The 18,747-nt window shown below is 63.6% G+C and carries 20 protein-coding genes; 8 read left to right on the top strand and 12 right to left on the bottom strand.

The window, feature by feature from the left end:
- Positions 1 to 62: 62 nt before the first annotated feature.
- The 3 genes from purB to ACGYLA_RS12880 all read left to right on the top strand — a co-directional run bounded on the left by purB (position 63) and on the right by ACGYLA_RS12880 (position 2,646).
- Positions 63 to 1,367 carry an adenylosuccinate lyase gene (gene purB / locus ACGYLA_RS12890; protein ID WP_394432947.1) on the top strand — a complete coding sequence of 435 codons (1,305 nt, stop codon included), beginning with the start codon at positions 63 to 65 and terminating at the stop codon, positions 1,365 to 1,367.
- A gap of 74 nt (positions 1,368 to 1,441) precedes the next feature.
- The gene (locus ACGYLA_RS12885; protein WP_394432945.1) at positions 1,442 to 1,600 is read left to right on the top strand and encodes a hypothetical protein; all 159 of its coding nucleotides are present in this window, start codon (positions 1,442 to 1,444) and stop codon (positions 1,598 to 1,600) included.
- Between the two features lie 137 nt (positions 1,601 to 1,737).
- The gene (locus tag ACGYLA_RS12880) at positions 1,738 to 2,646 is read left to right on the top strand and encodes a lysophospholipid acyltransferase family protein (protein ID WP_394432943.1); all 909 of its coding nucleotides are present in this window, start codon (positions 1,738 to 1,740) and stop codon (positions 2,644 to 2,646) included.
- Positions 2,647 to 2,655: 9 nt separating this feature from the next.
- Here the strand turns inward: ACGYLA_RS12880 and ACGYLA_RS12875 are convergent, their stop codons facing one another.
- Complete coding sequence (locus ACGYLA_RS12875) at positions 2,656 to 3,366, bottom strand: DUF1223 domain-containing protein (protein WP_394432941.1); 711 nt, start codon at positions 3,364 to 3,366, stop codon at positions 2,656 to 2,658.
- A gap of 252 nt (positions 3,367 to 3,618) precedes the next feature.
- On the opposite strand from ACGYLA_RS12875, the gene acnA reads away from it, so the two are divergent.
- From acnA to ACGYLA_RS12860, 3 genes are all read left to right on the top strand, one after another.
- Positions 3,619 to 6,393: an aconitate hydratase AcnA gene (gene acnA, locus ACGYLA_RS12870; RefSeq protein WP_394432939.1), complete on the top strand. Its 2,775-nt coding sequence runs from the start codon at positions 3,619 to 3,621 to the stop codon at positions 6,391 to 6,393.
- A 143-nt stretch (positions 6,394 to 6,536) separates the two neighbouring features.
- Positions 6,537 to 7,349, top strand: coding sequence for a hypothetical protein (locus ACGYLA_RS12865; protein WP_394432937.1), 813 nt, complete (start codon positions 6,537 to 6,539; stop codon positions 7,347 to 7,349).
- 63 nt (positions 7,350 to 7,412) lie between these two features.
- Positions 7,413 to 8,003 (top strand): NAD(P)H-dependent oxidoreductase, encoded by a 591-nt coding sequence (locus ACGYLA_RS12860; RefSeq protein WP_394432935.1) that lies wholly within the window; start codon positions 7,413 to 7,415, stop codon positions 8,001 to 8,003.
- On the opposite strand, the gene ACGYLA_RS12855 is transcribed toward ACGYLA_RS12860, so the two are convergent.
- From ACGYLA_RS12855 to yajC, 10 genes are read right to left on the bottom strand one after another with little or no spacing between them, the layout of a single operon-like run.
- Complete coding sequence (locus tag ACGYLA_RS12855) at positions 7,993 to 8,511, bottom strand: DsbE family thiol:disulfide interchange protein (RefSeq protein ID WP_322329688.1); 519 nt, start codon at positions 8,509 to 8,511, stop codon at positions 7,993 to 7,995. The genes ACGYLA_RS12860 and ACGYLA_RS12855 overlap by 11 nt on opposite strands.
- Positions 8,512 to 8,524: 13 nt before the next feature.
- Complete coding sequence (ccmD, locus tag ACGYLA_RS12850) at positions 8,525 to 8,680, bottom strand: heme exporter protein CcmD (protein ID WP_394432933.1); 156 nt, start codon at positions 8,678 to 8,680, stop codon at positions 8,525 to 8,527.
- Complete coding sequence (gene ccmC, locus ACGYLA_RS12845; protein ID WP_067266389.1) at positions 8,680 to 9,414, bottom strand: heme ABC transporter permease CcmC; 735 nt, start codon at positions 9,412 to 9,414, stop codon at positions 8,680 to 8,682. Before ccmC ends, ccmD begins: the two co-directional genes overlap by 1 nt.
- Before the next feature lie 52 nt (positions 9,415 to 9,466).
- Positions 9,467 to 10,123, bottom strand: a complete 657-nt coding sequence (gene ccmB / locus ACGYLA_RS12840; protein WP_209218659.1) for a heme exporter protein CcmB — start codon at positions 10,121 to 10,123, stop codon at positions 9,467 to 9,469.
- On the bottom strand, positions 10,120 to 10,731 hold the full coding sequence (gene ccmA, locus ACGYLA_RS12835) for a heme ABC exporter ATP-binding protein CcmA (RefSeq protein ID WP_394432930.1): 612 nt from the start codon (positions 10,729 to 10,731) through the stop codon (positions 10,120 to 10,122). The genes ccmB and ccmA overlap by 4 nt, the downstream gene beginning before the upstream one ends.
- Positions 10,732 to 10,750: 19 nt before the next feature.
- Positions 10,751 to 11,104, bottom strand: coding sequence for an Mth938-like domain-containing protein (locus tag ACGYLA_RS12830; protein WP_067266397.1), 354 nt, complete (start codon positions 11,102 to 11,104; stop codon positions 10,751 to 10,753).
- Between the two features lie 18 nt (positions 11,105 to 11,122).
- Entirely contained in the window at positions 11,123 to 11,878 is a 756-nt protein-coding gene (locus tag ACGYLA_RS12825; protein WP_394432928.1) for a sulfite exporter TauE/SafE family protein, read from the bottom strand.
- Positions 11,871 to 12,839: a protein translocase subunit SecF gene (secF, locus tag ACGYLA_RS12820; protein WP_394408882.1), complete on the bottom strand. Its 969-nt coding sequence runs from the start codon at positions 12,837 to 12,839 to the stop codon at positions 11,871 to 11,873. Before secF ends, ACGYLA_RS12825 begins: the two co-directional genes overlap by 8 nt.
- Position 12,840: 1 nt before the next feature.
- Positions 12,841 to 14,490, bottom strand: a complete 1,650-nt coding sequence (gene secD, locus ACGYLA_RS12815; protein ID WP_394432925.1) for a protein translocase subunit SecD — start codon at positions 14,488 to 14,490, stop codon at positions 12,841 to 12,843.
- 35 nt (positions 14,491 to 14,525) lie between these two features.
- Positions 14,526 to 14,804: a preprotein translocase subunit YajC gene (gene yajC, locus ACGYLA_RS12810; protein ID WP_067627241.1), complete on the bottom strand. Its 279-nt coding sequence runs from the start codon at positions 14,802 to 14,804 to the stop codon at positions 14,526 to 14,528.
- A 217-nt stretch (positions 14,805 to 15,021) separates the two neighbouring features.
- On the opposite strand from yajC, the gene serS reads away from it, so the two are divergent.
- A complete protein-coding gene (gene serS, locus ACGYLA_RS12805; RefSeq protein WP_394432923.1) occupies positions 15,022 to 16,314 on the top strand; it encodes a serine--tRNA ligase in 1,293 nt (430 codons plus the stop codon).
- A gap of 196 nt (positions 16,315 to 16,510) precedes the next feature.
- Positions 16,511 to 17,227, top strand: a complete 717-nt coding sequence (locus ACGYLA_RS12800) for a hypothetical protein (protein ID WP_394432921.1) — start codon at positions 16,511 to 16,513, stop codon at positions 17,225 to 17,227.
- Positions 17,228 to 17,233: 6 nt separating this feature from the next.
- Here the strand turns inward: ACGYLA_RS12800 and der are convergent, their stop codons facing one another.
- A complete protein-coding gene (gene der / locus ACGYLA_RS12795; protein WP_394400526.1) occupies positions 17,234 to 18,715 on the bottom strand; it encodes a ribosome biogenesis GTPase Der in 1,482 nt (493 codons plus the stop codon).
- Positions 18,716 to 18,747: the final 32 nt, after the last annotated feature.

Genomic DNA, 18,747 nt, shown 5'->3' with positions numbered 1-18,747 from the left:
CCTTAACCCCAAGTCAGTCTATGCCGCCCTTGACCCATCCCCTGTCCTAAAAAGGTGCGCGCATGATCCCCCGCTACTCCCGTCCCGATATGGTTGCCGTCTGGTCGCCGGAAACGAAATTCCGCATCTGGTTCGAGATCGAGGCCCATGCCTGCGACGCCATGGCCGATCTGGGCACCATCCCGCGCGAAAACGCCGACGCCGTGTGGAAAGCCAAAGACGTCGAGTTCGACGTGGCCCGCATCGACGAGATCGAAGCCGTGACCAAACATGACGTCATCGCCTTCCTCACCCATCTGGCCGAACATGTCGGCAGCGATGAGGCGCGTTTCGTGCATCAGGGGATGACCTCCTCCGACGTGCTCGACACTTGTTTCAACGTGCAACTGACCCGTGCCGCCGACCTGCTGCTCGACGGTATGGACAAGCTGCTCGCCGCGCTGAAGAAACGCGCGCTTGAGCATAAAGACACCGTGCGCGTGGGCCGCAGCCACGGCATCCACGCAGAACCCACCACCATGGGCCTCACCTTTGCCCGTTTCTATGCCGAGATGGACCGCAACCGCGCCCGCCTCGTCGCCGCGCGTGAGGAGATTGCCACCGGTGCGATCTCGGGCGCTGTCGGCACTTTCGCCAATATCGACCCGCGCGTCGAAGAGCATGTCTGTGAGAAATTGGGCCTCAACCCCGAGCCGATCTCGACCCAAGTCATCCCGCGCGACCGTCATGCGATGTTCTTTGCCACGCTCGGCGTCATCGCCAGCAGCATCGAAAACGTCGCGATCGAGATTCGCCATATGCAGCGTACCGAGGTGCTGGAAGGGGCGGAATTCTTCTCCATGGGGCAAAAAGGCTCCTCGGCCATGCCGCATAAGAAGAACCCGGTGTTGACCGAGAACCTGACTGGGCTTGCCCGCCTCGTGCGCATGTCGGTGATCCCGGCGATGGAAAACGTGGCGCTTTGGCACGAGCGCGACATCTCGCATTCCTCTGTCGAGCGCGGTATCGGGCCCGATGCCACCGTGACGCTGGACTTCGCCCTGCACCGTCTGGCGGGCGTCGTCGACAAGATGCTGATCTTCCCCGACAACATGCTGGAGAACATGAACAAATTCCCCGGCCTTGTGATGAGCCAGCGGGTGCTTCTGGCCCTGACCCAAGCGGGTGTGAGCCGCGAAGATGCCTATTCCATGGTCCAGCGCAATGCCCTGAAAGTCTGGGAAGAACGTCTCGATTTCCGCGAATTGCTGCTGGCCGATGAAGAGGTCGTCGCGGCCCTTGGCGAAGATGGCATCAACGAGAAATTCGACATGGGCTACCACACCAAACATGTCGACACGATCTTCAAACGCGTCTTCGGCGAATAACGCGCGGATCGTAACGCTTTGAGATTGGCGCGGGTGGGTGTACCCTATCCGCGCCTGTCAAAGGAGCAAACGACATGAAACTCGCACTGACACTCGGCGCCCTCATGGCGCTCACGGCCCCCTCCCTCGCCCTCGCCTTAGGCTGCGTCCATGACAAACAGGTCATGACCTGTGCGGAGGGTATGAAACTCGACATTAGCAGCGGCACCTGCGTGCCGGACGCCACCGCCTAAGCTTTCCACCGGCGGCAAAGTACAATGCCCCCTGCCCGGGCCTCTGACGGCTAACCCCGGCCTATGCGCCCGGCATGGCTTGTTGCGCGCTTCCGCGCAGGCTATGTCAGGAAAAGTTTAACAGCCTGTCAGAGCCCATGTCGGACCCAGCCACCAAAGTCAAAAAGCCCTACCCCTTCGGTCGCCGGGCCCGGCATTACCTAAGTAACCTGCTGATCGTCGGCATCATCCGCACGGCTTTGGCCCTGCCATATAAGACGCGGGTCGGCTTTGTCGGCGGATTGGTGCAGCATATTCTGGCCCCGCTCGCGGGCTACCGCCGCCGTGCGCTGGACAATCTTGAGCATGTCTGGCCCGAGATGCCGCTTGCCCGGCGTGAGGAGATTGCCACCCGCTGCCTCAACAATCTCGGGCGGTCTTTTATCGAGAATTACTCTGCCGAGGACTTTCCCAAACGCATGGCCAAGGTGGCCCCACAGGGGCCGGGCATGGCGGCGCTGGAAGAGGCCAACCGCACGGGCCAGCCGGTGATCCTCGTGACCGGTCATTACGGCAATTACGAAGCGGCGCGGGCCTCTCTCGTGGCGCGGGGCTATGACATCGGCGGGCTCTACCGCGAGATGAAAAACCCTTATTTCAACGCGCATTACGTCAAAACACTCGAAGCCTTCGGTGGGCCGGTGTTTCCGCAAGGGCGGCGCGGCACGGCGGGCTTCGTGCGGCATCTGAAACAAGGCGGGCGGCTGGTGCTGCTGTTCGACCAACATGTCATCCGCGCGCCGATCCTCGACTTTATCGGCAAGCCTGCCCGCACCGCCATCTCGGCGGCGGAACTGGCGCTGCGCTATGACGCGTTGCTGATCCCCTTTTACGGCATTCGTCAGGACGATGGCGTCAGCTTTGACGTGGTGCTCGAAGCGCCGGTGCCGCATAGCGATCCGATGACCATGACGCAGGCGCTAAACGACAGTCTGACCGCGCAGGTCACCAAGACGCCGGAACAGTGGTTCTGGGTGCACCGCCGCTGGCGGCCCCACGAAACCTAAGGGCGCGCCTTACTTGGCTCGCGCGGCGGCAAGGATCGCCCCCGGCCCGCCCTGCTCTTTGCGCTGAACGATGACCACGACGGGCAGATCGCCCTCGGCCTCGGCACGCAGCGACAGCGGCGCCGCCCCGTCCCAGTCCGCCAAGACCTGCCAGCCCTGCACCACGTTGCTGTGCTCCATGACATGGCCCGCGTTCTCACCCCGGGTGACCTTGGTCCGCTCCATCGGGGAATAGCGCAGCATGTGGATCTGGATCGGCCCCACGCCTTTGGCCAGGGGGTCTGCCGTGATCTTAACCGCTGCACCTGACCGCGCGACCGTCAGGGCCACCTGCGGCGCGGCCTCTGCATGACGTTCGACCGCGTCCATCAGTTTCATCGGTTTCGCGCCGACGATATCGGTCTGCCCCTGCACGATCAGCTCAGGCGTATAAACGCTGCGCCGCCCGCCGACAGCGGCATAGCCGCGCTGACGCTCGGCATGGGCCGGATCGCCAAAGGGATCCTCCCAGCCGATGTAATCCCAGTAATCCACATGCAGGGCGAGCGCGATGATATCCTCCCGCTCGGCCAATTCGGCGAGCATCGCATCGGCATCGGGGCAAGAGGAACAGCCCTGAGAGGTAAAGAGTTCGACCACCACAGGCTGCTCCTGCTGAGCCTGCAATGGCGCGGCCAGCAGGGAAAATGCGGCAAGGACGGGAAAAATCAGGGGCTTCATAAAATTCCAGACGGATCAATATCGCGGTGATGGGTTTGGTCTAACGGCTGGGAGGGTAAAATACCAATCAACCTTTGTTGAAACGGCCGTTAGCGCCCACAGCCGCATGCTGCGCATGATGCCCCCTTTGAAGTCGGTACACAATGGTATACAAAATCGCGCGAAACCGCCTGATAACAGTTGAACCGCCGCGCCCGTAGTGGCATTGAGACGGCAATCTAGCCACCCATCAGACCCCGAAGGGAGCCCGCCATGACAATCCAAGTCGGTCACGACAGTGCCAAGACACGGAAAACCCTCTCCGTTGGCAGCCAGAACGTCGCCTATTACTCCATCCCCGCCGCCGAAGCGGCTGGTCTGGGCGACTTCTCCAAACTGCCAGCGGCGTTGAAAGTCGTTCTGGAAAACATGCTGCGTTTTGAAGACGGCAAGACCGTCACGCAAGACGACATCAAGGCTTTTGCCGAATGGGCGACCAAGGGCGGCAAGAACCCGCGTGAGATCGCCTACCGCCCGGCCCGCGTGCTGATGCAGGACTTCACCGGCGTGCCGGCGGTGGTCGACCTTGCCGCGATGCGCGACGGTCTGGTGGCGCTTGGTGGCGACGCCGACAAGATCAACCCGCTGAACCCCGTCGACCTCGTCATCGACCACTCCGTCATGATCGACGAGTTCGGCAACCCGCGCGCCTTCCAGATGAACGTGGACCGCGAGTATGAGCGCAACATCGAGCGCTATACCTTCCTCAAGTGGGGTCAGAAGGCGTTTAACAACTTCCGCGTTGTGCCCCCCGGCACCGGCATCTGCCACCAGGTGAACCTTGAGTACCTCAGCCAGACCGTCTGGACCGACAAGGACCAAAACGGCGAAGAAGTGGCCTACCCCGATACGCTGGTGGGCACCGACAGCCACACCACCATGGTCAACGGCGCCGCCGTTCTGGGCTGGGGCGTCGGCGGGATCGAGGCCGAGGCCGCGATGCTGGGCCAGCCGATCTCCATGCTGATCCCCGAGGTCGTGGGCTTCGAGCTGACGGGCCGCATGATGGAGGGCACCACCGGCACCGACCTCGTGCTGAAAGTGGTTGAGATGCTGCGCGAAAAAGGCGTGGTCGGCAAATTCGTGGAATTCTACGGTGACGGCCTTGACCACCTGCCGCTGGCGGACCGTGCGACCATCGCCAACATGGCGCCTGAGTACGGCGCGACCTGTGGCTTCTTCCCGATCGACGATGAGACGCTGCGCTATTTGACCAACACCGGCCGCGACAAGGATCGCGTGGCGCTGGTCAAAGCCTATGCGCAGGAAAACGGCATGTGGCGCGATGCGGATTACGCGCCGGTCTACACCGACACGCTGAGCCTCGACATGGGCACCATCGTGCCTGCGATCTCGGGCCCCAAGCGTCCGCAGGACTACATCGCACTCGACAAGGCGCACACCGCTTTCGCCGAATACGTCAAAGGCATCCGCGAAGGCAAAGACACCTCCGCGAACTCCGAAATCCGTTGGGAAGGCGAAGGCGGCCAGCCCGAGCCGCAGGAAATCCCCGGTGACGAGGGCCACCACAACCGCGGCTATGTGATGACCGACGACGGCCATTACCAGCTGCATGACGGCTCCATCGTGATCGCTTCGATCACGTCCTGCACCAACACGTCGAACCCCTATGTGATGATCGGCGCGGGCCTCGTGGCACGCAAAGCGCGTGAACTGGGTCTGACCCGCAAGCCTTGGGTCAAGACATCGCTGGCACCGGGCTCTCAGGTCGTGTCGCATTACCTTGAGGCCGCGGGCCTGCAAGACGATTTGGACGCCATCGGCTTCAACCTCGTGGGCTACGGCTGCACCACCTGCATCGGCAACTCCGGCCCGCTGGAAGCGCCGATCAGCAAGGCGATCAACGACTATGACCTGATCGGCACCTCCGTGCTCTCGGGCAACCGCAACTTCGAGGGCCGGATCAGCCCCGACGTGCGCGCCAACTACCTCGCCTCCCCGCCCCTCGTGGTGGCCTATGCGCTGGTGGGTGACATGAACCACGACCTGACGAACAGCCCGCTGGGTCAGGACAAGAACGGCAATGACGTCTACCTGAAAGACATCTGGCCCTCGACGCAGGAAGTCGCCGAACTGGTCGAACAGACCGTGACGCGCGAAGCCTTCCAAGAGAAATACGCCGATGTCTTCAAGGGCGACGAGAAGTGGCAGGCGGTCGAGACCACCGACAGCAAGACCTACGATTGGCCGCCGCAGTCGACCTATGTTCAGAACCCGCCCTACTTCCAAGGCATGTCGCCTGAGCCGGGCACGATCTCGAACATCGAGGGCGCGAAAGTGCTGGCGGTGCTGGGTGACATGATCACCACCGACCACATCTCGCCCGCTGGCTCCTTCAAGGAAACCACGCCTGCGGGTCAGTATCTGACCGAGCGTCAGGTGCCGGTGCGGGAGTTCAACTCCTACGGTTCGCGTCGTGGTAACCACGAGGTCATGATGCGCGGCACCTTCGCCAACATCCGCATCAAGAACGAGATGCTGGACGGCGTTGAAGGCGGCTACACCAAGGGCCCCGATGGCGAGCAGACCTCGATCTTTGATGCCGCCATGGCGCATCAGGAGAACGGCACCCCGCTCGTGATCTTCGGCGGTGAACAGTACGGCGCGGGCTCCTCGCGCGACTGGGCCGCGAAGGGCACCGCCCTTTTGGGTGTGAAGGCCGTGATCGCCGAGAGCTTCGAGCGTATCCACCGCTCCAACCTCGTCGGCATGGGCGTCATTCCCTTCGAGTTCACCGGCGGCGACACCCGCAAGACGCTGGGCCTGACCGGCGAGGAGACCGTCTCGATCAAAGGGCTCGACACCATCAAGCCGCTGCAGGAAGTGCCCTGCGAGATCACGATGGCCGACGGCGGCACCAAGGAGATCACCCTCAAGTGCCGCATCGATACCGCAATTGAGATCGAATACATCGAGCACGGCGGCGTGCTGCACTACGTGCTGCGCAATCTGGCGAAATCGGCCTAAGCGCCAAACGCCACTGCGAAACAAATCAAGGAGCGGCCCCCGTGGGCCGCTCCTTTTTCGTTGCCTCAGGGCCTTGAGCGGGAACCTGCCCGCGCATCAAGGGTTGCCTTCCTAAGACGATAGCGTTCGAGGAAGGCACAGCAATGATAGCAGGTTACGCGCTAGGCGCGTTGGGCGCGGTGATCCTTGTTATCGTCCTGCTGGATTTTCTCTATACCGCCATCGGCGCGGCCCCTGTGGCGCCCCTGTCGGAACGGGTGGCGCGGGCGGCGTTCTTTCTCTTCACCAAACTCATGCCTCAGGGAAACGCCCGGCACCGCCTGTCCGGCCCAGTGGTGATGACGGCCATCGCGGCGACGTGGATCCTGCTCGTCTCTCTCGGATGGACGTTGGTATTTCAACTCAGCCGCGACGCGGTGGTGATGTCTGAAAACACGCAGCCTGCGGGTTTCATCCGCGATTCCGCCTTTGTCGGCCATCTGCTTTCCACCCTCGGGGGCGGGCCATTGCAAACGCAAGGCGCCTTCTGGCAGGAGATGTCGGTGCTCGTCGGGGTCAACGGTATGGTGATCCTCACCCTCTCAGTCAGTTTCGTGCTATCGACCACCACCACCGTTGCGCAAGCGCGGGGGCTTTTGAGCAAGGCCTCGATGTTCGCGGCGGACAGCGATGAGATTAACACGATCATTATGCCCGCCCTCGCCGATCTGGTGTCGAACCTCAATGCGATGCAATTCGCGCTTTACTACAGCGCCGAACACCCCGCCCGCCGGGTGCCCGCAGGGATCGTGGAGCTGGCCGAGCGGGTGGCCCCCTACCCCGAACAAATGCGCCGCCTGCGCATCGCGCTCGAGCCGCTGCCCGGTTTCACCGCGCCCGAGGGCCGCTTGGATCAACTGACCAACGCCCAATTCATTGACCGTCTGCGCGAATGGGCGCGGCCCTATTCCCTCTGACCCCGAGGAACAGAAGACCGGGAACTCCCGTTGATCCCGAAGCACCTCGTGAAAGGAGAAACCATGAGCCCGAAAATAACCGTTCTGTTCTACTCCACCTATGGGACCAGCCATGCCATCGCCAAAGAAGCCGCCCGCGCCGCCGAAGAGGCAGGCGCCGAGGTCCGCCTGCGCCGCTGCGCCGAGACCGCCCCGCAGGCCGTTGTCGATGGCCAAGACGCGTGGCGCGCCCAGTTGGACAAGATGCAAGACATCCCCGAGGCCAAACCCGAGGACATGGAATGGGCCGATGGCTATTTCATCTCGGCCCCCACCCGCTTTGGCGTCGCCGCCAGCCAGTTCCGCGCCTTCATCGACACGCTGGGGCCGCTCTGGCAGTCAGGGGCGCTCGCCAATAAGGCGATCACGGCGACTACCTCGGCGCAGAACCCGCATGGCGGGCAGGAGACGACGCTTCAGTCAATCTATGTCACCGCGATGCACTGGGGTGCGATCATCGTGCCGCCGGGCTATGCCGATGGCATCAAATTCGAAGATGGCGGCAACCCCTACGGATACTCCTGCGAACCCGGCCCGCTGAGCGACACCGGCAAGAAATCCGTCGCCTATCAGGCGAAACGTTTGGTTGAATACGCTGCCAAAATCAGCGGGTGATCGCATCCCGCAGCGCCGGGAGGAACCGCTGTTCGTAATCGCTGCCGACCAGCGGCCCGGCAAAGCGGAACAACACCGTGCCGTCCCCGTCGACGATGAAAGTCTCCGGCGGGGCGGTCACGCCCCAGTCGATTGCCACACGCCCCTGCGGGTCGAAACCGACCCCGGCAAAGGGGCTTTCTTCGTCTTCGAGATAGGCGGTCGCGTTCTTCTCGGTATCCTTGAAATTGACGCCGATGATATTCATCCCCTCGGCCTGCATCTCAAGCAGTTTGGGGTGTTCGGCCCGGCAAGGCGGGCACCAGCTTGCCCAGAAGTTGACCAAGCTCACCTGCCCCCCACGCAGCATGTCGTCCGTCGCCTGCGGATAGCCGGGCAGCGTGGCCTCCGGCATGGCGGGGGCCTGTTGGCCCACCAGCGTCGAAGGCAGCCCCTCGGGGTCATCGCGGTACATGCCAACGGCGGCCAGTGCCACGAAGGCGGCAAAGATCACCGGCGGCGCGATCATCATGGGCGAGAGTTTAGCCACGGCGTCCGGCCTCCTGCTCTGTCTCTTCCAAAGCCCGGTGGGCCGCCCGGCCGCGCCAAAGGGTCAAGCCGATCAGCGCCGCCAGCAGCAGCAGAGATACGGCATAGGCCGAGAGCACCTCGGCCGCGTATTTTCCAAGATCCGGCATCACGCCCCCCTGTTCATCCGCGCCCTGAGCGCCGCCGTGCGGCGCAGGCGAATCTCGGTGCCCGTGCGGTAGACCACCAATGCCAGAAACAGCAGACCAAAGCCCAGCATCGCCAGCACAAGCGGGTAAAAGAAAACATCCGCCACGCTTCGGTTGCCCGTGGCCACGGGGATCGAGGTGCCTTGATGCAACCCTTGGTTCCAGAATTGCACCGCATAGCGCGACAGCACCGCAAAGACGGAGCCGACAAGGCAGAGAACCGACGTCAGATCGGCAGCGGTGTCCGGATCCTCCACCGCCTGCCACAGCGCGATGTAGCCGAGATAGAATAGGAACAGGATCAGGAAGGACGTAAGCCGCGGATCCCACGCCCACCATGTGCCCCACATCGGCTGGCCCCAAATCGCCCCCGTCACAAGCGCAATCAGCGTCATCACCAGCCCCACGGGTGCCGCGGCCTTGGCCGCCAATGCGCTGACGTGATGCCGGCGGATCAGCCAGATGAGCGAGGCCACCAGCATCATGAACCACGCATTGATCGCCATCAGGGCGGCGGGCACATGCAGGTAGATGATCTTGACCGTGCTGCCTTGCCGCGCGTCATCAGGCGTGCCGAAAAAGCCCCAAAGCAAGCCCACGCTCACGAAGGCCGCCGCCAGCACCCAAAGCGCAGGCTGCACGCGCTGCGAAAGCGCAAGGAATTTAACCGGGTTTGCGTATTGCCAAAGGGACATGCAGACTACCTATCGCGCGGTTGGGTGGTGCTCAATGCACGATTTACCCGGGTCATCGCAACCCCATCCGTAGCACGGCGGCTGCGGCAAATGGCATCAAGGCCACCACGGCCAGCGTCAGCCCCGCCAGCATCAAAAGCGGCGTCGTGGCCTCCAAGCCCGCCGCCCCGCGCCGGGCGACCTCGGCCCCGAAAATCAGCGTCGGGATATAGAGCGGCAGCACGAGTAGCGACAACAGCAGCCCGCCGCGTTTGATCCCCACCGTCAGCGCCGCGCCGAACATGCCGATCACCGACAGCGCAGGCGTGCCGAGCGCCAGCGAGAGCAGCAGCCACAGATGCCCCGGCGCTGCGAGTTGCAGCATCACCCCCAGAAAAGGCGCCGCCAGAACCAGCGGCAGCCCGGTGGTCAACCAATGCGCCAAAGCCTTGACCGCAAGCGCGCCTTCCAGCGGCAGCGGTGCGGTCAACAGCAGCTCCAAAGAGCCGTCTTCGAGGTCGAGCGCCAGCAGACGGTCGAGCGACAGAAGACAGGCCAGAAGCGCCCCGAGCCAAAGCACACCGGGCGCAATCGCGCGCAGCAGCGTCGCTTCTGGCCCGACGCTGAAGGGCACCAGCATCGTCACGATCAGGAAGAACGCCAAGCCGAGGCCAAAGCCCCCGCCCGCCCGGAGCGCCAAACGCAAGTCTCGCAGCAGCAACGCCTTCATAGGAAGGCCGCATCGCTTGCGCCAAGATCGGCGTCGGGGGCCGCACGGTAGGCGCTGATGTCGAGCATCCGCGCCTCCACCCCCAGATCGATATGCGTGGCCATGAGGGCCGATCCGCCCAACGCCAAATGCCCGCGCAGGACAGAACCGAACAGCGCCACCGCATCCGCGTCGAGCGAGACCGTCGGCTCATCCAAGACCCAGATCGGCCGCCCCGTCACCAAGAGCCGCGCCAAGCCCAAACGGCGCTTTTGCCCGGCGGAAAGGGTCGCAGCCAAACGGTCAGCCAAAGGGCGCAACGCATAGTCATCAAGTGCTGCGGAAATGTCAGTGTTGCCAAAGACCTGCGCCCAAAAGCTCAGGTTCTCGCGTACGGTCAGCATGGATTTCAGCCCATCCGCATGGGCGGCATAGGCGACACGGTCCTCCGCCCCCTCGATCTGCCCCGTGAGCGGCGCTTGCAGCCCCGCGATACAGCGCAGCAGCGTCGTCTTCCCGGCCCCGTTCGGGCCGCGCAGCACCAAAGCCTCCCCCGCCGCCAGCGCGAAGGATAGGCCCGAGAGCACGGGCACCCCGCCGCGTGCGACGCTAAGGTTACTGACTTGCACTGGCCGCGCCGCTCCGCCCTTAGACCGGCAAGAGGGCCAGCGCGATGCGCCGCCCCTCGCTCAGCAGAATGTTGTAGGTGCGGCAGGCGGCGGGAGAGGACATGACCTCGACCCCCAGCCCGGCCTCTTCCAAGGTCTCACGCAGGTCATCGGGGATATGCGCCACCTCCGACCCGGTGCCGAGAAAGACGACATCCACCTTGCCCGCCAGCGCCAGCACCGGCGCGGGATCGGCCAGACCGCCCCAGCCGGTGATGCCCTCCGGGCCGATCACCTGCGCGCCCTCGACGACCTCTCCGTCGATGCGGAAAAAGCCCGGGCCGTAGCCGTCGATCGGTTTGGCGTCGGTATAGGTGATCTCGTTCAATCGCATGTCGCGTCCCTCACAGGCTCAGATATTCCACAGCGGCAGGCCAAGGATAGCCGATGCAGCGATGACGATATAGGCCACCGCGCGAAAAAGCCGCTCTCGCTTTGGGTCAAATAGCCGCGCCCCGATGACATTGGCGATGACGTTCGGCACCCCGGCGAGCAGGCCAAGCCATAGCACCGGCCAGACCACCTGCCCCGTCGCCGCGAGCATGGCAAAGAGCATCAGGTCGAGCCCCAGAAGATAGAGCAAGAAATTCGCGCGGATCACCGCAGCGGGCCTGCGGCTTGCCATATAGAGCAGGATCACCGGCGGCCCGGCGATGCCCGCGAAACCGGTCATAAAGCCACCCAGAGCGCCGGTGGCCGTCACCAGCTTCGCGCCAAGCGGCCCGTGATAGCGCCAGCCCGCAAGCAGCAGCGCCAGAAGCCCCAGTACCACGCCCGAGACGATCCAGCCGAACCCTTCGGGTGAGATCAGCGACAGCCCCCAGAGCCCCAGTGGCATCCCGATCAGCACGCCGAGGAGCAGCCGCCCCACTTCGCGGGGCGCGCCTTCGCGCAGGGCATCGGGGAGGTTTGGCAGGGGGCCGATCAATTCGGCAGCGGTGAGAAACAGAATCGCTTCAACCGGAGAGAGGACAGAGGCCGCGACGGGCATGATGATCATGGCAGAGCCGAAACCGGCAAAGCCGCGCACCAGCCCCGCCACGATCACGGCCAGCGCAAGCCATGCCACCCCGGGGGTGGCGATGGCCTGCGCCAGCAGGTCAGGCATCAATATTGGCGAATTGCGTGCCCGCGCCCGCGTCGGGCTTGGACCAGTCACGTTTCACGCCAAGGTAAAGCACCACGTTCTTGGCCACATAGACCGAAGAATAGGTGCCCACGATCACGCCCCATGTGATGGCAAAGACGAAGGCCCGGATCACGTCGCCGCCCAAGATCAGCAACGCGATCAGCGCCAGCAAGGTGGTGCCCGAGGTCATCAACGTACGGCTCAGCGTCTCGTTCACACTGAGGTTCATCACGTCGCGCAGGGGCCGCTTCTTGTATTTGCGCAGGTTTTCCCGCAGGCGGTCAAAGATCACCACGGTGTCGTTGATCGAATAGCCGATGATCGTCAGGATCGCCGCCACGACCGGCAGGTCGAAACGGATCTGGAGGAGCGAGAACAAACCGATGGTCAGCACCACGTCGTGGAACAGGGCCACCACCGCGCCGACCGAGAACTGCCATTCGAACCGCAACCAGATGTAGATCAGGATCGCCGCCAGCGCCCCGCCCACGGCAAGGAAAGCGGTCTGGATCAGCTCGCCCGAGACCTTGGGCCCCACGGATTCGACGGAGGTGAACTTGATATCGGGGGCAACGCTTTGCAGCGCGGCTTCGATGGTTTCGATTGTGTCTGTGGTCGCCGCCTGCTGCCCCTCTTGAGCCTGCACGCGGATCATCGCCACATGGCGGTCGGCACCGAAACCGGGATCGAAGACCTCGGAAATCGTGACGTCGCCCAATTCAAGCGGCGCGAGCGCATCGCGGTATTCGCCCACATCGACGGCTTGGGTGCTTTCGGTCCGCAGCGTGGTGCCGCCGCGGAAGTCGATGCCAAAGTTCAGCCCCATCACGCCCCAAGCGATCAGGGACAGGACCATCAACACCACCGAGGCGCCGAAGGTGATCTTGGCATAGCCGAAGAAATCGAAGTTCGTGTTGTCGGGTACCAGCTTCAGTCGCATGTCAAACCTCGATTGTCTTGGGACGGCGGCGTTCAAACCAGATCACCACCAGCAAACGGGTGACGAAATAGGCGGTGAAAACCGATGTGACGATGCCTAGCCCCAGCGTCACGGCAAAGCCGCGCACCGGGCCAGAGCCGAGAGCGAAGAGGATGACCGCCACGATAAATGTGGTGATATTGGCATCCAGAATGGCGCTGAGCGCACGTTCATACCCCAGTGAGATCGCCCGGGCAGCACCTTTGGCATTACGTTGCTCCTCGCGGATACGCTCGAAGATCAGCACGTTGGCGTCGACGGCCATGCCGACGGTCAGCACGATCCCGGCGATGCCCGGCAGCGTCAGCGTGGCTCCGATCAGGCTCAATAGGCCAAAGATCAGCCCAACGTTGATGATCAGCGCGATATTGGCGAAGAAGCCGAAAAGCCCGTAGGACGCCCACATGAAGAACAGCACGGCGACGAAGGCGACCACGGTCGCGATCTTGCCCGCGTCGATGCTGTCTTGGCCCAGTTCCGGCCCGATGGTGCGCTCTTCGACAAAGCTCAGACCCGCAGGCAGCGCACCTGCGCGCAGCAGCACGGCAAGGTTGGTGCTTTCCTCGACCGAGAAGCGTCCGGTGATGATGCCCGACCCGCCGGGAATATGGCTCTGGATCGTCGGCGCGCTGATGACTTCATCGTCGAGCACGATGGCGAAGGGCGAGCCGATGTTTTCTGCCGTGTAATCGCCGAACTTGCGCGCACCGGAGGTGTCAAAGCGGAAAGACACGGCAGGCGCGCCGTTCTGGTCAAAGCTGGGCTGCGCGTCGACCAATTGCTCGCCGGTGACGACGGGGGCGGTCTCGATTGTGTAGAAGACGCCCTCTTCGTCGGCGGCAGGCAGGATCGCGTTGCCGATGCCGGGGTTGTCGTTTTCATTCGAGCCGCGATTGACCACCGGATTGAAGGTCAGCTGCGCCGTGGTGCCGATGATGGCTTTCAACTCGGCCGCCGAACCGATGCCCGGCACTTGGATCAGAATGCGGTCCGCGCCCTGACGCTGGATCGTCGGCTCACGGGTGCCGACCTCGTCAATGCGGCGGCGCACGATTTCGAGGCTCTGCTGCATGGTGCGTTCGTCGGTCGCCTGTTTTTCGGCATCCGACAAGGTGATGGTGATGACGCCATCGGCTCCGCTTACGTTAATATCGCTGCCGCCTGCGCCGGTCACAGTGGTGACGGGGCGGGCCAGATCACGGGTGATCTGCAGCGCTTCGGCCATTTTCGACGGATCGTTCAGACGGACCCGCAATTCCCCCGCTGGCGCCTCTTGCCGGCGAACCGGGGTCAGGCTGCGCAGGGCGTCTCGGACCTCCGGCCATTGTGCTTCCATACGCGAGGCATAGACATCGGCCAGTTGCACCTCGGCCAGCAGATGCGCACCGCCGCGCAAATCGAGGCCAAGGTTCACCAGCCCCGAGGGCATCCACTCGGGCCAAAGCGCGCGCTGCGCTTCCAGTTCGGGCGTGCTGCCCTGAACCTCGATGGCCGCAACGGCGTCATTGTGCTTTTCGACAGGAGCGTAAAAGGCATTGGGAAGCGCCAGCCAAAGCCCTGCCAAACAGGTCAGGACAATGACAATCCGCTTCCACAGATCAATCTGTAGCATAGTTCCGCCTTTGGGTTGCGGCCTCGGGGTAGGGTTTATTTCGCCGGTTCGGTCTTGGAGACCACGGTGGCGATGGTGGCCTGCACCACGCGAATTTTCACGCCTTCGGCGATTTCCACCTCAAGCTCACCGTCGTCTTTGACCTTGGAGACCTTGCCGATGATGCCGCCCTGGGTCACGACCTGATCGCCCCGGCGCAGACCGGCCACCATGGCCTGATGTTCCTTCGCCTTCTTCTGCTGCGGGCGGATGAGCAGAAAATACATGATCGCGAAGATCAGGATCAGCGGCACGAATTGCTGGATGCCTTCCATGGGGGTCGTCCTTTTCGATGGGTATTGGGCCACAAAATGGGCCTTGAGAATTTGGCCAGAACCTATGCGCGGTGACAGCGGGGTGCAAGGTGGAAAGCCGATGCCGCCTGCCCGCCCGCGCGGGGCCAATCGCCGCATGGTTGCGGCCCCTACCCCCGCACCCCACATTAAGGCATAAGGCAGCAAAACCGACTCACCCGATCTTGAGGACAAACCCATGCACGACATCCGCGCCATCCGCGACAATCCCGAGGCTTTTGACGCCGCTCTCGCCCGCCGGGGCGAGGCGGCGATGTCGCAGGCGGTGCTGTCCCTCGATGCCGCGCGCCGCGCCAAGATCGCCGCCGCCGAGACTGCTAAGGCCGAGCAGAACAAGGCCAGCAAGGAAGTCGGTGCCGCCAAGGGCCGTGGGGATGAGGCCGAGTTCGAGCGTCTGCGCGCGCTGGTCAGCGACAAGAAGGCCGAAGTCGCCGCGATGAACGCCGAGGCGCAGGAGTTGGACGCGAAGCTGACCGACATGCTCGCCCGCATCCCCAACAACCCCGCCGATGACGTGCCCCAAGGCGATGATGAGAACGACAATGTCGAGGTGAAGAACTGGGGCGAGAAGCCCGCCTTCAACTTCAAACCGGTCGAGCATTACGAGATTAAAGGCGTCAAACCCGGCATGGATTTCGAGACCGCGGCGAAGACTTCGGGCGCGCGTTTCGTCATGCTGAAAGGTGCCGTGGCGCGGGTGCACCGCGCGCTGGCGCAATTCATGATCGACACTCATGTGGATGAAAACGGGCTGACGGAGGTAAACTCCCCCGTGCTGGTGCGCGACGAGGCGATGTATGGCACCGACAAGCTGCCGAAATTCGGCGAGGACAGCTATCAAACCACCAACGGCTGGTGGCTGGTGCCCACTTCCGAAGTGCCGCTGACCTATTCGGTGGGCGGCGACACGCTGGAGGAAAGCGCTTTGCCGATCCGTCTCACCGCCCATACGCTCTGCTTCCGTTCCGAGGCCGGGAGTGCCGGGCGCGACACCGCCGGGATGCTGCGCCAACACCAGTTCGAGAAGGTCGAGATGGTCTCGATCACCCACCCGGATGAGAGCGACGCCGAACAGCAGCGCATGGTCGGCTGCGCCGAGGGCATTCTCGAAAAACTCGGCGTGCCCTACCGGACGGTGATCCTCTGCACCGGCGACATGGGGTTCGGCGCGCGGCGGACCTATGACATTGAGGCTTGGGTGCCGGGGCAGGATTGCTACCGCGAAATCTCCTCGGTCTCGACCACCGGCGATTTTCAGGCGCGGCGCATGAACGCGCGGTTCAAACCCGAGGGCGGCGGCAAGCCGCAGTTCGTGCATACGCTGAATGGCTCGGGGCTGGCGGTTGGGCGTTGCCTGATCGCGGTGCTGGAAAATGGCCAGCAGGCGGATGGCTCGGTGAAACTGCCCGAGGCGCTTGCGCCCTATCTGGGGGGCAAGACGACCCTCACGGCGGAAGGTGTGCTCGCCTAACGGTTAGCCACCGCTCGGCCCGATCCGCCCCGCAGGGGTCGGGCCATCGCCTGCCCGCCCCGCCCCGCCGGGGAGCGTGCCAGATTATGGGGGGCGCCCCTCTGGTGCGACAGGGTAGCGCCGGCTCTTGGTTGCCGTGGCGCGCGGGCGCTCTAGGATTAGCTGTACCGTAACAGCTAATCCCGCGAGGCCGACCTTGCCCAAATCCTCCCGCACTCTGATCGCCGTGCTTGCCTTGCTGCTCAGCATCGCCTTCGCGATCTCACCCTTTTTCGTTCCCAGCTTCTCGGGTTTTGATCCGAACCAATTCCCCATTCCGCAGGACAACCCGCCCGCGCAGCCTGCGGGCTATGCCTTTTCCATCTGGGGGGTGATTTACCTGTGGCTGATCGCGGGCCTTGGCTATGGCCTGCTGCGCGCGCCGCGGGATGGGCAGTGGCATGACATGCGCGTGCCGCTCTGCCTGTCGCTCGCCGTGGGGACCACATGGCTCGCCGTGGCCACCATGAGCCCGGTCTGGGCCGCGATACTGATCTGGATCATGCTGATCACCGCCCTCATCGCCCTATTCCTTGCTCCGGTCGAAGACCCGCTCTGGGCCGCCGCGCCGGTGGGGCTCTACGCAGGCTGGCTCTCTGCCGCTTCCTGCGTGTCGCTGGCGCTGCTGGCCGCAGGATACGGCTATTTGGAAGAGCAGACAGCAGCGGTGGTCTTTGTCGGGCTGGCGATTGCAATCGGCGCCATCGTCCAGACCGCTCTGGGGCGGACACCGACCTATGGCATCGCGGTGATCTGGGGGCTGGTGGGCGTGGTCGTGACCAATTGGGGCGAGGCGCCCTTGGTCGCCTATCTGGCGCTCGGGGGCAGCGTCATCGTGGCGCTGCCCACCGTCAGGGCATTCCGGCGCGGCTGAGCGCGCTTAGTCCTTGCGGCGACCGTCGGTGTGCTTGCGCAGCTTCGATGGCGCCGCTTTCTTGCGGTTCTTATAGGGGTTGGCGTCGGACTGGCCGCGCATCCACAGACGGATCGGCGTGCCGGGCATGTCGAAATCCAACCGCAACCCATTGACCAGATAGCGCGTGTAGCTGTCCGGCACCTTGTCGGGATGGCTGCACATCACCACGAAGCCCGGCGGACGGGTCTTGGCTTGGGTCATATAGCGCAGCTTGATGCGCTTGCCCTGCGGCGCGGGAGGCGGATGCGCCTCCATCATGCCCGAGAGCCAGCGGTTGAGCTGCGCGGTGGTCACCCGGCGGTTCCAGACCTCATAGGCGCGCATGATCGCGGCCTGAAGCCGGTCGAGGCCCCTGCCCGTCTTGGCCGACACGGTGATCAGCGGCGCACCGCGCAACTGCGGCAAGAGCCGCTCGAAGCTTTCTTTGAGATCGCGCAGTTTCTCCTGCCGGTTCTCTTCGATGTCCCATTTGTTCACGGCGACGACCACGGCACGGCCCTCACGCTCGGCCAGATCGGCGATGCGCAGGTCTTGCTGCTCGAACGGGATTTCGGCGTCGAGCAGAAGCACCACAACCTCGGCGAATTTCACCGCGCGCAGACCGTCGCTAACGCTGAGTTTTTCCAGCTTCTCCTGAACCTTGGCCTTCTTGCGCATCCCGGCAGTGTCGAAAATACGCATCGGCACCGGCTCACCATTCGGCCCGGCCCATTCGGTGGTCAGCGAGATCGCATCGCGGGTGATCCCAGCCTCTGGCCCGGTCAGTAGACGGTCCTCACCCAGAATCTGGTTGATCAGCGTCGACTTGCCCGCATTGGGGCGGCCCACCACGGCGACCTGCAGCGGCTTGGCGCGGGTCGGCATCGGCAAGGATTCGGCTTCGAGATCGGCGTCATCCTCAGGCAGGTCCACATCCGTCTCGGGCGCGTCTTGGGTGGCACGTTCAGCATATTCATCCGCCAGCGGCATCAGGGCGGTGTAAAGATCGGTCAGCCCCTCGCCATGCTCGGCGGACATGCGAATGGGCTCGCCCAGACCCAGCGAATAGGCCTCGATCATTCCGGCGTCGGCGGCCTTGCCCTCCCCCTTGTTGCCGGCAAGAATCACATGGGCGGATTTTTTCCGCAGGATCTCGGCAAAGACCATGTCAGAGGGGGTTACGCCCACGCGGGCGTCGATCATGAAGAGACAGACATCAGCCATGTCTACCGCACGTTCGGTCAGGCGGCGCATCCGGCCTTGCAGGCTGTCGTCGGTGACCTCTTCCAGCCCCGCCGTGTCGATCACGGTAAAGCGCAGGTCGGCCAATTTGGCCGCGCCTTCGCGCAGGTCGCGGGTCACGCCGGGCTGGTCATCGACCAGCGCAAGGCGTTTGCCGACAAGGCGGTTGAACAGCGTGGATTTACCGACATTGGGACGGCCCACGATGGCAAGGGTAAAGGACATAATTCAGGCTCCGGGCCCCGGTTGGGCCAGTT

Source organism: Sulfitobacter sp. 1A13679 (assembly GCF_043557115.1).
GTDB classification, from domain to species: domain Bacteria; phylum Pseudomonadota; class Alphaproteobacteria; order Rhodobacterales; family Rhodobacteraceae; genus Sulfitobacter; species Sulfitobacter faviae.
The sequence above is the reverse complement of the archived record's forward strand: the minus strand, read 5'-3'. Positions and strand labels throughout refer to the sequence as shown.